Origin of the sequence: Embleya sp. NPDC050154 (assembly GCF_044460165.1) — a bacterium.
GTDB lineage: Bacteria > Actinomycetota > Actinomycetes > Streptomycetales > Streptomycetaceae > Embleya.
The window spans coordinates 340,662-355,304 of the sequence record NZ_JBITJP010000007.1; the positions used below are offsets into that span (position 1 = coordinate 340,662).

A 14,643-nucleotide genomic window follows, 5' to 3' on the forward strand; every position below is an offset into this window, starting at 1 on the left:
CGCCGTCATGACATCCGTGCGAGTCGCGCTCCGGGCCACGGGCGTGGTGTCCCCGCAGGCGGCCGGCGCGCTTGCGTACCGCTTCTTCCATCGCCCGGTCATGCGTGGTCGGGTGCGACCCGCCGAGCGCTCGGCGCACATGTTCGCGACCACCGAGACGCTGGACGTCGGCGGCAAGCGGGTGGTCACCTACCGGTGGGGAGACGGCGCCGAGCCGGTATTGATGCTGCACGGCTGGCAGTCGCGCGGTTCGCGATTCGCGGCGTTCGTCGAGGAGTTGCGGGCCCGCGGGTTGACCCCGATCACCTTCGACGCGCCCGGGCACGGGGATTCGGGCGGAACCTGCACCAATGTCCTCGAATACGCCGAGATCGCCCGGCGACTCCAGGATCGGTACGGCGACTTCCGTGCCGTGCTCGCCCATTCCCTCGGCGTGCTGGGCGCGTTCCAGGCCCTGCGCTCGGGGGTGCGGGCCGAGCGCGTGGTGGCCGTCGGCGCGGTGTGCGACATGGAGTACCTGCTGGACCGGTTCAGCTCCGAACTGGGTCTCGCCGCACGGGTCAAGGCCGAACTGCGGGCGCGGGCGGACGCCCGGCTGTTGGCTCCGGAATCGGACATCTGGCAGCGCTTCTCCGCGTCGTACGGTCCCGAGTCGGTGCGGGTCCCGATCCTGGTCGTGCACGACGAGGACGACCACATGGCCCTGGCCGACCAGGGGCATCGGCTGGCGGCGGCCTACCCCGACCAGGCTCGGTTGTTCGTCACCCGGGGCCTGGGCCACAGCCGAGTGCTCGGCGATCCGACCGTGGTCGCCGAGGTACTGCGCTTCCTCGACGCGGCGCCCCGGCGGGAGCCTGCCGAGGAGTGCGCGGCGTAGCGAAGGCGGTCGGCGCCGGCGGGTGGGCGGGCGCCGACCGCCGCGTCACCCGCCGGATCCCGCTCGCCGGCCCGAGGTCGGGTCGACGCGCCGAGTCGAATTCCACGGCGCCTTCCACGGATACCGATCCAGGACGCGCACCGGCGGTACGACACCCGACGTCGGGTCGTCGACGATCCGGTTGTACCGGAGCCCGAAGTAGTTCGCCGTCGGCAGGCCCGCGAGCAGCGGACCGTCGAAGCTGCCGGTGCCCTTGGCCATGTCGGTGTGCGCGTTGGCCAACTGGATGTAGGTGAACGTACGCGCGCTGCGGCTCACCCATCCGGTGAAGATCACCACGTGGCCGTCGTCGGTGTCGTCGAGGGCGTCACCGGGGAGCAGGTCGTTCGGATCGACCCGGACGGTGACCGAACGCCGGTCGAGCGAATCGGTGTTGACGTCGGTGTTCGGGAGGTGCCACGCCATCGCGACCATCCCGGAACAGTCCGTGCGGTAGTCGTGGGCACCTTCCGGGTCCGGGGCCTCGGCGGCTTGGTCGTACTGGACATCGCGGTCGTACCAGTCCTCGGCGCGCTCCAGTACCTCGGAGCGGGTGATGTCCCCACCCGGCTCGGACGCGACCTCGGACACGGCTCCCGAGACGCCCCCGGAGACCGTCGGCACCGCGGCTTCGGCCCGAGGCGCCGCCGCCGATCCGCCGAGCACGACGGAGCAGAGCACGGAGAGCCCGATCAGGAGGCGCGGGTGAAGAATTCCGGCGAATAACATGAATCGACGCATTTCACCAGATTCATCCATCATCATGCGCTCCTTGCGGACCGGCGGGCCATCAGGCGTGTCGGCCGCAAGGTGACCGGCGAACTCGCCCGGCCCGGTCGGGCCGCCCGGATCGTTCGGGCCCGGCCGAGACGGGTGCCGGTTCCGGTGCCGGTACGTCGGTGTGGGCGGCGATGCTGGGCCGCGCGGGGACGACGACCGCGCGCTGATGCTTTCATCGATGCACCGCTTCGGTGAACGGGCACTGCGGCGGGTGGCTGCCGGGTGGGGGCGGCTCTGGCATGGCGCGGGGTCGCGTGTCAACATCCGACGATGGACATTGGCGAGGTCGGGGATTGCGCGGTGGACACGCCACTGGGGGAGTTGCGAGTCCGGGACGGCGGGCGCGGCGGTGTCGGGCCGGTGGCCGAGCTGCCGGAATTCTTCTGTATCGACGGTCGCGGGTTCGGCGGGTACACGGCCGCGATCGCCGCGCTGGGCGCGACGCGGTACGCCCCGGGCAAGCAACTGCGCAGCCTGCGGGCGGTGTTCACGAAAACTGCGGTCGCGGGCGAACTGGAGCTGGAGGTCCTGCCGTTGGTACGTGGACGGACCGCGACCTCGGTGCAGGTGATGGTGCGTCAAGGCGGGGAACCGGTGGTCGCGGCGTTGACCTGGTTCGCCGCTCCCGGGCTGCTTCCTGCCGAGGGCGCCGGTCGGCGCGCGGTGGCGGGGGTGCCCGGGCCGGAGGGCTGCCCTCGGCTGCCGTGGCTGGCGAAGATCGTGCCGTTCCTGGGCGGGTTCGACGAGCGGGCGGTGGACTACCCGTTGTCGGCGGAGGAGTTCGACGGGGACTTCCGCGGGGACGACGGTGACTCGATCGCGCTGTGGGCGGTCCCGCAATGGCCCGCACCGCGCGACGGCGGTGGTGGTGACCGGGACGAGGGCGAGGGCGAGGACACGGTCTCGGCCGCGATCGCGGAGCGTCTGGTCGATGTGATGTTGTTCGACGCGCACCTGATGGACGCGGCGTATCGCGGGGCCGCGCGGGGGACGGTGATGACCTCGCTGGACCTGGACGTGACGTGGCACGCGGAGGCGGGCGCGGGCGGGCCGACGCTGTTCCGGGCGCGGGCGGAGTTGGACGGGCTGGTGGCGAACACGTCCGCGACACTGGCCGACCCAGGCGGCACGGTACGCGCGACGGCGACCAGCCAGTGTCGGGTCTATCCGCCCAAGGGCTGAACGCCGAGCGCGGGCGCAGGTCGCGGGCGTCCGGCACGGGCGCCGGTCACCGCGGACGCGAGCCGTGTCGCGGCCGACCCGGGTGCTCCTCGAGTGACCGTTCGGGCGCGGCGCGATCACTCACCCATCGCCGCGCGCGATGCGAGCAGGGTGGCGGCCTCGATCGACGCCGGCGGCGTGCGGCCTGCCGCCAGGTGCCGACGCACCGCCGCGTACGGGATGTCCACCAGCGCGAAGGTGACCCGCTCCAGGGCGGCCGGGGAGACCCGGCCGAAACGTGCCCGGGTGTAGGCCCGCAGGGCGTTCGCCACGGCGTCGTTGAGCATGGTCGCTTCCGGACCCAGTTCCTCGGGCCACCGCGCGATCAGGTCTTCGCGGCGATGCAGCAGGAGCACCGCCGCCTCGTCCGGGCTTTCGCGCACCCACGCGAACACCGCCCGGATCGCGCGGGTGGCGCCCCGGGCCGGATCGGGGTCGGCCAGTGCGGCCAGGAACGGTTGCTGGAAGCGTTGCACCGTACGCAACCACAGCCGGGCGAGCAGCAGGTCGCGCGACGCGAAGCGGTGATAGACCGATCCGACCGGCGCGCCCGCCTCGGCGGCCACCGCCGCGACGGTCACGGCGCCGGCGCCGGTACGCGCGGTGACCCGCAGCACGGCATCGAGGAAGTCGTCGTCGCCGAATCTCGGTTTGCGGCCCACGAGCACCCGTCCTGACCTGTTCGTACCTTGAAGTTTTCTGGAATCCGTATTCTAGTATGGTTCAACCAATACGGCCATCGGAACGCGACCGAGACGGCCACCGATACGGCGAATGATTGGCGGTGGATCATGCCGACCTCCCCGGTCGACACCCCGACCCAGCCCGACCCGACCCAGCCCGATTCGACCCAGCCCGATTCGACCCAGCCCGATTCGAACCTGCGCGACGCGGCGCTGCGCATCCTGCGCTCGTACCCGCTGGGCTTCCTGGCCACCACCGACGACGCCGGTGCGCCGCGCGTGCGCCTGGTGCAACATCTCGCGGTCGAGGACGACGCGACGATCTGGATCAGTACGAGCCCGCGCTCCCGCAAGGCGCTCGACCTGATCGCCCGACCGGAGGTGTCCTACTCGGTCGAAGATCGCGCGACAGTGGCCTATGCGACGCTCTACGCCCGCGCGGAACTCCTGTGCGACGGGCCGGAGTTGGTCAAACTGTGGGATGAGACCCTGCGGCCGTTCTTTCCGGCCGGGCCCACCGGGGACGATTTCGCGCTCGTCCGCCTGGTACCGCACCGGGTGGAACTGCTCGACTTCTCCGCCGGTGTGCATCCGGATCCGTACGGCCTGGTCCCGGCGATCTCGGTGCTCTCGCCCGTGCCGCGGGCCGAGGGTCAGGCCGGGAAGTCGAACGTGTAGCCCTGTTGCACCAGCCAGGGCAGCAACTGCTCGAGCGCGGCCAGGGTTTGCGCGCGGTCGCCGCCGGCGTCGTGCATCAGGATGATCCCACCGGGTCCCAGTTCCTTCTCGGCGGTGGCCAGGATCTTGTCCGCGCCCGGCCGCTGCCAGTCGCGGGTGTCGTCGGACCAGTCCAGCGAGCGCATGCCATAACCGGCCGCCATCGCGCGCACCTGCGGGGACCAGTCGCCGCCGGGCGCGCGGAACCAGTCCACCCTGGTGCCCGGACCGCCCGCCGCGACTATCTGGTCGTGCGCGGTGGTGATCTCGTACTTGATCCGGGACAGCGGGCGCTTGGCGATGCCCTCGTCGTGGGTGACCGAGTGGTCGCACAGCCGGTTGCCGTCCGCGACGACCTGCTTGACCAGCTTGGGATTGGCCTTCGCGTTCGGGCCGAGCATGCAGAACGTCGCCTTGGCCCGATACTCCTTCAACAACGCGAGCACCTGCGGCGTCCATTGTGGACTCGGCCCGTCGTCGAAGGTCAACGCGACGGTACGCCCACCGTTCGCCGACTTGCGCACCAGCGCGTCCGGCACCAGCGGGGGCGGCACCGAGGTGTTCGGATCGGCCGCCGTCGGCGCGTCGGACGGGGTCTGCCCGGCCTCCGCGGCACCCTCGCGGCCACCGGGTTTCGCCGTTTCGTCCCCCGAGTCCGACGAACACGCGGCGGTACCCACCGCGAGTGCGCCGGCCACGGCGAGAACGGTCAGGCTGCGCAGGGCACGACGGGCGGAAGGGCTCGACACCGGTTGACTCCAAGGGCTGTTCGGAAGCGGGAACACACTTGCGAACACGCCCACACCCAACGGACGGGTTCCGCCCCGGAGCCCACTTTGCGCCGACTTTGATCGTTGTCGACCCATCGCAGACACGAACCCTGTGAACCCGCCGACGCAACGCGAATCACGCGAGCGCGCCGAGCCGACCGCCCGCACCGAGCGACCGCGCGGGCGCTCGCCTTGGCCGGCACCTCAGTAGGCCGGCATCGGCGAAGCCCGCCTGCGCGCAGGCCCGGCTTTGCTCGATCCTCGCTTCGCTCAGACCCGGTCGAGGGCCGTCAGCGTCGTGGCCAGGTCCGGGGTCTCGGGCGCGGGGCGGTTGTGCGGGAGCTTGCCCAGGACCGCGGCCATGCCGCACGTGTTGGTGACGGCGGAGAAAACCAGGCCGGAGCCGATCGCGCCGGCCAGCAGGCGGGCCTTGGGCGTACGGCGACCGGCCGCCAGGCCCAGCACGACCAGCGCGCCGGCGGCCAGGCGGACCTGGCGTTCCATCGGCCACACGTTGCGCGCGCCGCTCGGGCCGTCCAGGGCGTGGCCCTCGGAGACCCAGGCCGAGGTGCCGCCGGTCAGGTGCGCGGCCTCGATCCCGGCGGCGGTCAGCTCGGCGCGGGCCCGCTCGGAGCGAGCCCCGGACGCGCAGACGATCAGCAGCTCGGGGTGCCCGGCCCGCTGGAGCACCGGCACCGCCTCGCGCAGCCGGTCGAGCGGGACGTTGTGCGCGCCGGGGATGTGGCCGGTCGCGTACTCGCCGGGGGTGCGCACGTCCAGCACGGTGAACTCGGTCAGCCGGGCGCGGACCTGCGCGGGAGCCAGGGCGGTCATGGTGAATGGGCCTTTCGACGGGGCCCGGCGCCGGTCCGCGAGGGGCGCACCAGGTGCGGTGGATCCCCACGGCCGGGCACCGGGCGGGCGATGTGGAGGGCTACCTACCGGTTGTCACTACCTCCGCCTAACGGTGGGACCGAGCACCGTGTTCCGAGGCGGGGCCGGGTTTGTGACGCGATCCACGTTTTCGGCGGGATTCGCGTCGCCGGTCCGCTCCAACAATTCGGCGAGCAGGGGTGCCACCTGGTCGAGTTCGATCAGGAAGCCGTCGTGGCCGTGCGGCGACTCGACCACCCGCAGCGGACCCGCGCCCGGTATGCCCTCGGCCAGGGTCCGCTGCTGGCTCGGCGGATAGAGCCGGTCGCTGTCCACGGCCGCGACCACGGTCGGCGCGGTGACCCGTGCCAGGGCCGCGGCCACGCCGCCCCGACCCCGGCCCACGTCGTGACTGTTCATCGCCTCGGTCAGGACCACGTAGCTGCCCGCGTCGAAGCGCGCGGTCAGCTTGGCGGCGTGGTGGTCGAGATAGGACTCGACCGCGAACCGCCCGTGCGGGCCCTCGTCCGGCTGCCGGGTGCGGCCGAAGCGGACCGCCAATTCGGCCTCGCTGCGATAGGTGACGTGTGCGATCCGCCGGGCCAGGCCGAGCCCGCGCCAGGGCCCGGACTCGGCCGGCCGGTCGTGATAGTCGCCGCCGGCCCAGTCCGGATCGGCCCGGATCGCGTGGAGCTGGGTCGAGCACCACGCGATCTGCTCCGCGCTCGCCGCCGCCGTGGTGGCGATCAGGAACAGCGCGCCGACCCGGTCCGGATGTGTCACCGCCCACTCGACGGCCCGCATGCCGCCCATCGACCCGCCCACCACCGCCGCCCAGCGCCGGATCCCGAGCAGGTCGGCGGCGGCCACCTCGGCCGCCACTTGATCGCGAACGGTCAACCGGGGGAAACGACTTCCCCACACCCGACCGCCGGGCCCGGGCGAGGCGGGACCGGTGGTGCCCCGGCAACCGCCGAGCGCGTTCGGGGCGACCACGAAGTACCGGTCGGTGTCCAGGGTGCGGCCCGGCCCGATCAGGCCGTCCCACCAGCCCGGGGTGGGAAAGCCCGGCCCGGCCGGACCGGCGACATGGCTGTCGCCGGTCAGCGCGTGCAGGACCAGGACCGCGTTGGAGCGGTCCGGAGCGAGTCGACCCCACGTCTCGTAGCCGACGCGGACCTCGGGCAGCAGTTCCCCGGACTCGGTCCACAGCGGCCGGGGCAGGATCAGCGAACGAGGCCCCGCCGGGACGGGAACGGTGGGCGTGTCGTGCGTCATGGTGCGTGGTCCGTCCGAATTCCCGGCTAGTCCGCCTGCGCGGCGCGGAAACCGGCCACCAGGTCGGCGCGCAGGTCGGCCAGGCCCTCGATGCCGACCGAGAGCCGGACCAGCCCCGGGGTGACCCCGGTGGCCAGCCGCTCCGCTTCGGTGAGCTGGGCATGTGTGGTGCTCGCCGGGTGGATGACCAGGCTGCGCACGTCGCCGATGTTGGCCAGGTGGCTGAACAGGGACAGCCCGTCCACGAACCGCCGGCCCGCCTCGATCCCGCCCTTGAGCTCGAACGCGACGATCGCGCCGGCGCCGCGCGGCAGATAGCGCTTGCCCGCGTCGTACCACCGGCTGCTCGGCAGACCCGCGTAGTGCACGGTCTCCACCTCCTCCCGGGCCTGCAACCACGCGGCCAGCGCGCTCGCGTTCGCCACGTGCCGCTCGATCCGCAGCGACAACGTCTCCAATCCCTGGAGCAGCAGGAAACTGGTCAGCGGCGCGATCGAGGCGCCGACGTCGCGCAGCAACTGCACGCGCAGCTTTGCCGCGTACGCGCCCGGGCCCAGGTCCGGCCAGTAGCGCAGTCCGTTGTAACTGGCGTCCGGCTCGCTGAAGCCGGGGAAACGGTCCGGGTGCGCGCCGAAGTCGAAGGTGCCGCCGTCGACCACGACGCCGCCGATCGCGGTGCCGTGACCACCGAGGAACTTGGTCGCCGAGTGCACCACGATGTCCGCGCCGTGTTCGAGCGGCCGGAGCAGATAGGGCGTGGGCACCGTGTTGTCCACCACCAGCGGTACGCCGGCGGTGTGCGCGAGGTCGGCGACCGCGGACACGTCGAGCACGTTGCCACGCGGGTTGCCCAGCGTCTCGGCGAACAGCAGCTTGGTCTGCGGCCGGATCGCCGCGCGCCACGCGTCCAGGTCGTCCGGGTCGTCCACGAAGGTGACCTCGATGCCGAGCTTGGGCAGCGTCCAGTGGAAGAGGTTGTAGGTGCCGCCGTACAGCGAAGAGCTCGACACGATGTGGTCGCCGGCCTCCGCGAGGTTGAGCACCGCCAGCGTGGTCGCCGCCTGCCCGGACGCGGTCGCCACCGCCGCGACACCGCCTTCGAGGGCGGCCACGCGCTGCTCCAGCGCGTCGGTCGTGGGGTTGTGGATCCGGGTGTAGATGTGGCCCTCCTGGGACAGGTCGAACAGCCCGGCGGCGTGCTCGGTGTCCTGGAAGACGAACGACGTGGTCTGGTAGATCGGCACCGCGCGAGCCCCGGTGGTCGGATCGGGCGAGGCGCCGGCGTGCACCTGCCGGGTCTCGAAGGACCACGACGCGATGTCGTCGGCGGGCACGGCCTCGACCGTGGGCGGTGCGTCGATCGTGGACGGCACGTCGGTCGTGCTCGGCGCGTCGGTTGCTTCGATGGTCATCGGGAAACTCCTTGCGGGGTAGGGGAGTCGGCGGTGAGGTCGGGCCGTCGGGAAGAGCCGGGACAGGCCGGGGCAAGCCGGCGAAGGGCATGCGCGGATCCCGCGGTCGGGTACGCGGAGCCGACCGCGGGCGCGGCGAACCGGCCCCGACGCGTGGTGTTCGCGACCGAGGACCGAGCCGACACGGGCCCGAGCGGGAGGAGAGCGGGAAGGGCGGAGCGGGACGCGGGGAGTCGGCGGGTCAGCGCCCGGACTCACACACCGCGCGAACCACCGGGACCGAAACGGTCACCGGGGTTCAGTGGGACATTCGACAGGCCATGCTGGTCACGCGCACGAGATCCACGTGGCGGCGACTGACGAGCATGGGGCTGGACATGGCGGTGAGTCTAGGCGGCCCGATCGCCTTCGCGCCACGGGGTAACCCGGAGGATCCGCGCGACAGCGGCCGGCGGTGCAGGAGATGGGCCCGGCGGGCGGACTCGGCTCGCCCCCGGGTATCCCGCACACCCGGCCCCGGGAAAGCCGGCTGGACCAACCCGCCTTCCTCGTGCTTTCATCACCGCCATGACTTCGCGTCAGGTCGCTTCCACGCTGCTCGACCCCTTCTGGGTGGGTCGACGAGCCGACCACTTCGACCAGACCTGTCGCTGAACCCTGCGTTCGTGCGGCCTTTCGCCGCCGAATGAGCAGAGCGTGCCCCGCCCCGCGTGACCCCCGTCGGTCCGCCGCGCCCGGGCCCGGCTCTCCCGCGTCGCCGCCGTTCGTCCCGCGACGTCCGCGTACACGATCCAGCCCCATTCGCCGCACGTTCGCCCCGCCCCGCTCGGCCCTTTTCGGGCCGCCGCCCGGCGCGGGTGGACCGAGGCTGTACCGAGGACCCAGCCATGGCAACCACCGCACCGCCCACCCTCCCCGTGATCGACATCTCCCGATTCCGCGACCCCGCCGCGGACGTGGCCGGCTTCCTGGCCGAACTGCGTTATGCGGCCCGCGAGATCGGCTTCTTCTACGTGGTCGGCCACGGCGTCGACCCGGACCTGCGCGCCCGCGCCCTGGACGTCTCCAAGCGCTTCTTCGCGCTGCCCGAGGCGGACCGGCTCGCGGTCGAGAACGTCAACTCGCCGCAGTTCCGGGGCTATACGCGCACCGGCACCGAGTACACCCAGGGCGGACCCGACTGGCGCGAGCAACTCGACATCGGCCCGGAGCGCGCCGCGCTCACGCTCGGCCCGGACGACCCCGCCTATCTGCGCCTGATCGGCCCCAACCAGTGGCCGGCCGCGCTGCCCGAACTGCGCGAGACGGTGCTCGCGTGGCAGGAGGAGGCGCTGCGGGTCAGCCGCGAGGTGCTGCGCGCGCTGGCCGCCGCACTGGGTCAGGACACCGGCTACTTCGACGAGTGGTTCGACGAGGAGGCCGCGGTCCACGTCAAGGTCGTGCACTACCCGGGCCGGCCGAGTGCCGACGTCGACCAGGGAGTGGGCGCGCACAAGGACTACGGCTACCTCGCGCTGCTGCAACAGGACGACATCGGCGGCCTCCAGGTGCAGGCCCGGGACGGCTCCTGGATCGACGCGACGCCCCTGCCGGACGCGTTCGTGTTCAACATCGGCGAGATGCTGGAGATCGCCACCCGCGGCTACCTGCGTGCCACGAAACACCGGGTGATCGCCCCGCAGCCCGGCGTCGACCGCTACTCGCTGCCGTTCTTCCTCGGCCCGCGCCTGGACGCGGTGGTCGAACCGCTCACCCTGCCCGCCGAGTTGGCCGAGGTGGCCGACGGCGTCACCGAGGACCCGAGCAATCCGCTCAAGCCCGCCTACGGCGAGAACGCGCTGATCGGCTGGCTGCGCTCGCACCCGCGCGTGGTCGAGCGGTGGTGGTCGGACCTGGTGCCGGCCGAACCGGCAGGCGACGGCGACCGCGGTGCCGGGTCTTCGGGTGCGATATCCGCCGCCGAGTCGCTCGAGTCGCTCGAGTCGCCCGAGTCGCCCGAGTCGCCCGAGTCGCCCGAGTCGCCCGGCGCGCCCGACGCGCCCGACGAGTCGGCCGATGCCGAGCGGGAGAGCGAAGTACCGCCCACCGAACCGGCCTTCGAGACCCTTCAGGTACACGCCGGCGCCCGACCCGATCCGAGCACCGGCGCCCGGGCCGTGCCGATCTACCAGACCAGCAGCTACGTGTTCCGGGACGCGGCGCACGCGGCCGACACGTTCGCGCTCACCGACCTGGAGACGCACGCCTACACCCGGTTGTCCAACCCCACCACCGCCGTGGTGGAGGAGCGGATCGCCCAGCTGGAAGGCGGTACCGCGGCGGTGGCCGTGGGCAGCGGCCAGGCCGCCACCACGCTCGCGCTGCTGAACCTGGCCCGGGCCGGCGACCACCTGGTCGCGGCGGCCTCGCTGTACGGCGGCACCCGCACCCTGCTCGAACACACCTTCGCCGATCTCGGCATCGAGGTCACCTTCGTGGACGACCCGGACGACCTCGACGCGTGGCGCGCGGCGATCCGGCCGGGGACCAAGGCGCTATTCGGCGAGAGCGTCGGCAATCCGCGCGGCAACGTGCTCGACCTGGCCGCCGTCGCCGAGATCGCGCACGAGGCCGGCGTGCCGTTCGTGGTGGACAACACGGTGCCCACACCGTACCTGCTCCGCCCGTTCGAGCACGGCGCGGACATCGTGGTGCACTCCACCACCAAGTTCCTCGGCGGGCACGGCACCGCGATCGGCGGGATCGTGGTCGACGGCGGCACCTTCGACTTCGGCGCCCACCCGGACCGCTACCCCGGCCTGGTCGCCCCCGACCCGACCTATCACGGCCTGTCCTTCTGGGAGCGGTTCGGCGCCGACCGGATCGCCTACGCGCTGCGCCTGCGGGTGCGACTGCTGCGCGACCTGGGCCCGGCGGTGTCGCCGCTGAACAGCTTCCTGCTGCTCCAAGGCATCGAGACGTTGTCCCTGCGCGTCGAACGGCACACCGCCAACGCCGAACGCGTCGCGGCCTGGCTCGACGCGCGGCCCGAGGTGCTGCGCGTGGACCACCCGAGCGTGCCCACCAGCCCGTGGCACACCGCGGCGAAGCGCTACCTGCCGCGCGGCGCGGGCGCCGTACTCTCGGTGGACCTGGCCGGCGGACTGGCCGCGGGTCGGCGATTCGTCGAGGAACTCCGGTTGTTCAGCCACCTCGCCAACATCGGCGACGCGCGCAGCCTGGCCATCCACCCCGCGTCCACCACGCACGCCCAACTCGATCCGGAGCAGCAGGCCCACGCCGGAGTGACCCCCGGGCTGGTCCGGCTGTCCATCGGCCTGGAAGGTGTCGACGACCTGCTCGCCGACCTGCGCCGGGGCCTGGCCGCGGCGACCGGCGCCGGTGAACTCGCGGACGGCGAGGTCGGCCGATGACGACGAGTCAGGCGGTACACGAAAGCCGGATCCGCGGCGCGCGCGGCGAGTTCCACCTGCGCGTGTGGCCCGTCGCCGACGAACCCGTCGCGGTCGTGCTGTTCCTGCACGGCCTGGGCGAACACGCCGCACTGCACGAGCCGTTGGCACACCGCCTCAACGCCGACGGGATCGAGGTGTGGGCCCCGGACCAGATCGGCCACGGCTTCAGTGACGGCACCCGCGTCCTGGTGGAGAGCCTGGACGCACTCGCCGACGACGCCGAACTGATCCTCGAACGCATCGCGGCCGGCCGCCCCGACGTGCCGCTGATCCTGGCCGGCCACTCGCTGGGCTCGGCGGTCACCCTGCTCCTCGCGGGCACGCGTACCGCCGCCGCGCCCGCCCGCGCCCTCGTGCTTGCGGGCGCGGGAACCGGCCTGTCGTCGGGGGAGAGCGGCCTGCGCGCGTTGTTGGCCGAGCACGGCATCGACCCGATGTCGCTGCGCAAGGACCCGGGCGAGTTGTGCGGAAACGCCGAATACGCCGAACGGCTGCGCAACGACCCGCTCGTGTGGTCCGGCGGCCTGCGCCCGGAGACCCTGGACGCGCTGGAGGCGGGCGGCGAGCGGATCGCCGAACTGATCGCCTCCGGCGCGATCACCCTGCCGGTGCTCTTCGTCCACGGCGAAGCCGACGACCTCGCGCCAGCGAGCGCCGTGTCGGCCGCCGCGAAGACGCTGCCCAACGCCCGGGCCCGGATCTTCCCGGGCGATCTGCACAACGTGCTCGCCGAGAACGACCGCGCCCAAGTCCACGACGAGATCGTCGAGTTCGTCCTGGCCGCCGCGCGCGACTGACCACCCGCCCCATTCGGGCGCCACCGGCCCCGGCGAGTTCTCGAATCCCATCGGACTCCTCCACGCCGCGTCGAACCGGTGCGGGTCCGACGGGGCGTGAAGACCCGCCCGGCCATCCCCGCGACACCCTTTTCCAGCAAGGAGATCGATCCACCATGCGCCGCTCCGCGCTCCGCATAGCCGCCGTCCTCGCCCTGGCCGGACCGGTCCTCGCCGCGTGCGGCTCCGGCGGCACCCCCACCCCCGGTGCGACCGGCGCCAACACCCAGGCCCCGGCGCCGGCCGACAGCGCGCTCGATCCGAACGCGACGGCCAAGGTGCGCCTGGTGCTGGAGCCGACCAGCCTCAACCTGACCACCACTGCCGGCGTCGCGGTCGAGCAGGTCCTGCTCGACAACGTCTACCAGGGGCTGCTCAGCGTCGACACCAACGCCGACAACAAGATCGTGCCCGCGCTCGCGACCGGCTTCGAGACCTCCGCCGACGGCCTCACCTACACGTTCCACCTCACCCCCGGCGCGACCTTCCACGACGGTTCGCCCGTCACCGCCGAGGACGCCGCGTGGTCGCTGCAACAGGTGCTGGCTCCCGGCTCCAAGCAGCCGAACGCCAAGACCCTGGCCTCCATCGCGAACGTCGCCGCGCCCGACCCGGCCACCGTGGTGATCACGCTCAAGCAGCGCGACAGCAACCTGACCTGGGCACTCACCCAGCGGGTCGGCGTCGTCTACAAGAAGGGCACCGACTTCGGCAAGTTGGACGCCGCCGAGAACGGCACCGGCCCGTTCAAGCTGGACGGCTGGCAGCGCGGCTCGGCGATCACCCTGGTGCGCAACGACGCGTACAAGGGCGCCAAGGCCAAGGTCGCCAAGGTCGTGCTCAGCTACATCCCGGACCGCAACGCCGCCAACAACGCGCAGGCCACCGGCCAGACCGACATCGAGACGGCGGCCGAGGCCACCCTGCTCCAGCCGTTCACCGGCAACGACAAATTCACCGTGTTGCGCGGCACCACCACGGACAAGTACACGCTGGCGATCAACAACGCCAAGGCGCCGCTGAACAACCCGGCCGTGCGGCACGCGATCCGGCGCGCGATCGACAAGGACGCGCTGATCAAGACGCTCGGCGGGGCCGGCGTTCGGCTCGGCGGACCGATTCCCACCTCCGACCCGGGCTTCCAGGATCTGAGCACGATCGACCCGCACGATGCCGCGGCGGCGCGCAAGGCGCTGTCCGAGGCGGGCGTGGACAACCTCAAGCTGACCCTGAAGATCCCCAACATCTACCCCGCCGCGATCGGCGACGTGCTGGTCGCCAACCTCAAGGAAGCGGGCATCGAACTCACGGTCAAGCAGCAGGAATTCACCGCCTGGCTGAGCGAGGTGTACACCGCGAGGGATTACGACCTGAGCCTGGTCAACCACGCCGAGCCGCACGACATCGCCAATTTCGCCACCCCCGGCTACTACTTCGGCTACGACAACGCGCAGGTGCGCGAGTGGTACGCGCAGGCGGTGGCCGCGCCGGACGAGCGCACCCGAACCGACCTGCTCACCCGGATCGGCCGCCAGGTCACCGAGGACGCCGCCGCCGACTGGCTGTTCCAGGCGCAGACGCTGACCGTCGTGCGCAAGGGCGTCAGCGGCGCCCCCCAGCACCACACCAGCAGCCGACTCAACCTCGCCACCATCGGGATCACCAAGTGAGCTCGCGCCGAAAGCCGTTGCGGCAGCCGGAG

General features: G+C 72.2%; 13 protein-coding genes and 1 pseudogene. 7 read left to right on the forward strand and 7 right to left on the reverse strand.

Annotated features, from left to right (window positions below; all coding sequences use genetic code 11):
• Positions 1–7: 7 nt before the first annotated feature.
• A complete protein-coding gene (locus ACIBSV_RS17905) occupies positions 8–877 on the forward strand; it encodes an alpha/beta fold hydrolase (protein ID WP_395863976.1) in 870 nt (289 codons plus the stop codon).
• A gap of 45 nt (positions 878–922) precedes the next feature.
• Here the strand turns inward: ACIBSV_RS17905 and ACIBSV_RS17910 are convergent, their stop codons facing one another.
• Positions 923–1,657 carry a hypothetical protein gene (locus ACIBSV_RS17910; RefSeq protein ID WP_395863978.1) on the reverse strand — a complete coding sequence of 245 codons (735 nt, stop codon included), beginning with the start codon at positions 1,655–1,657 and terminating at the stop codon, positions 923–925.
• Between the two features lie 309 nt (positions 1,658–1,966).
• Between ACIBSV_RS17910 and ACIBSV_RS17915 the strand changes: the two genes are divergently transcribed.
• Entirely contained in the window at positions 1,967–2,878 is a 912-nt protein-coding gene (locus ACIBSV_RS17915) for an acyl-CoA thioesterase domain-containing protein (RefSeq protein WP_395863980.1), read from the forward strand.
• Positions 2,879–2,994: 116 nt separating this feature from the next.
• On the opposite strand, the gene ACIBSV_RS17920 is transcribed toward ACIBSV_RS17915, so the two are convergent.
• Entirely contained in the window at positions 2,995–3,579 is a 585-nt protein-coding gene (locus ACIBSV_RS17920; RefSeq protein WP_395863982.1) for a TetR family transcriptional regulator, read from the reverse strand.
• Positions 3,580–3,708: 129 nt separating this feature from the next.
• Here ACIBSV_RS17920 and ACIBSV_RS17925 point away from each other — a divergent pair, with 129 nt between their 5' ends.
• The gene (locus tag ACIBSV_RS17925; RefSeq protein WP_395863984.1) at positions 3,709–4,278 is read left to right on the forward strand and encodes a pyridoxamine 5'-phosphate oxidase family protein; all 570 of its coding nucleotides are present in this window, start codon (positions 3,709–3,711) and stop codon (positions 4,276–4,278) included.
• Here the strand turns inward: ACIBSV_RS17925 and ACIBSV_RS17930 are convergent.
• The 5 genes from ACIBSV_RS17930 to ACIBSV_RS17950 all read right to left on the reverse strand — a co-directional run bounded on the left by ACIBSV_RS17930 (position 4,254) and on the right by ACIBSV_RS17950 (position 9,029).
• A complete protein-coding gene (locus ACIBSV_RS17930) occupies positions 4,254–5,066 on the reverse strand; it encodes a polysaccharide deacetylase family protein (protein WP_395863986.1) in 813 nt (270 codons plus the stop codon). The genes ACIBSV_RS17925 and ACIBSV_RS17930 overlap by 25 nt on opposite strands.
• A 291-nt stretch (positions 5,067–5,357) precedes the next feature.
• Positions 5,358–5,921 carry a rhodanese-like domain-containing protein gene (locus ACIBSV_RS17935; protein WP_395863988.1) on the reverse strand — a complete coding sequence of 188 codons (564 nt, stop codon included), beginning with the start codon at positions 5,919–5,921 and terminating at the stop codon, positions 5,358–5,360.
• 117 nt (positions 5,922–6,038) lie between these two features.
• On the reverse strand, positions 6,039–7,238 hold the full coding sequence (locus ACIBSV_RS17940) for a homoserine O-acetyltransferase (protein ID WP_395863990.1): 1,200 nt from the start codon (positions 7,236–7,238) through the stop codon (positions 6,039–6,041).
• A 26-nt stretch (positions 7,239–7,264) separates the two neighbouring features.
• On the reverse strand, positions 7,265–8,650 hold the full coding sequence (locus ACIBSV_RS17945; protein ID WP_395863992.1) for a bifunctional o-acetylhomoserine/o-acetylserine sulfhydrylase: 1,386 nt from the start codon (positions 8,648–8,650) through the stop codon (positions 7,265–7,267).
• Between the two features lie 298 nt (positions 8,651–8,948).
• Positions 8,949–9,029 carry a putative leader peptide gene (locus tag ACIBSV_RS17950; protein WP_395864073.1) on the reverse strand — a complete coding sequence of 27 codons (81 nt, stop codon included), beginning with the start codon at positions 9,027–9,029 and terminating at the stop codon, positions 8,949–8,951.
• Positions 9,030–9,537: 508 nt separating this feature from the next.
• Between ACIBSV_RS17950 and ACIBSV_RS17955 the strand changes: the two are divergent.
• The 4 genes and pseudogenes from ACIBSV_RS17955 to ACIBSV_RS17970 form a co-directional block, all read left to right on the forward strand.
• Positions 9,538–10,362, forward strand: a pseudogene (locus ACIBSV_RS17955) (isopenicillin N synthase family dioxygenase); the annotation flags it as partial.
• 156 nt (positions 10,363–10,518) lie between these two features.
• Positions 10,519–12,063 (forward strand): O-acetylhomoserine aminocarboxypropyltransferase/cysteine synthase family protein, encoded by a 1,545-nt coding sequence (locus ACIBSV_RS17960; RefSeq protein WP_395864074.1) that lies wholly within the window; start codon positions 10,519–10,521, stop codon positions 12,061–12,063.
• A complete protein-coding gene (locus ACIBSV_RS17965; RefSeq protein ID WP_395863994.1) occupies positions 12,060–12,902 on the forward strand; it encodes an alpha/beta fold hydrolase in 843 nt (280 codons plus the stop codon). The genes ACIBSV_RS17960 and ACIBSV_RS17965 overlap by 4 nt, the downstream gene beginning before the upstream one ends.
• Before the next feature lie 155 nt (positions 12,903–13,057).
• The gene (locus ACIBSV_RS17970) at positions 13,058–14,611 is read left to right on the forward strand and encodes an ABC transporter substrate-binding protein (RefSeq protein WP_395863996.1); all 1,554 of its coding nucleotides are present in this window, start codon (positions 13,058–13,060) and stop codon (positions 14,609–14,611) included.
• Positions 14,612–14,643: the final 32 nt, after the last annotated feature.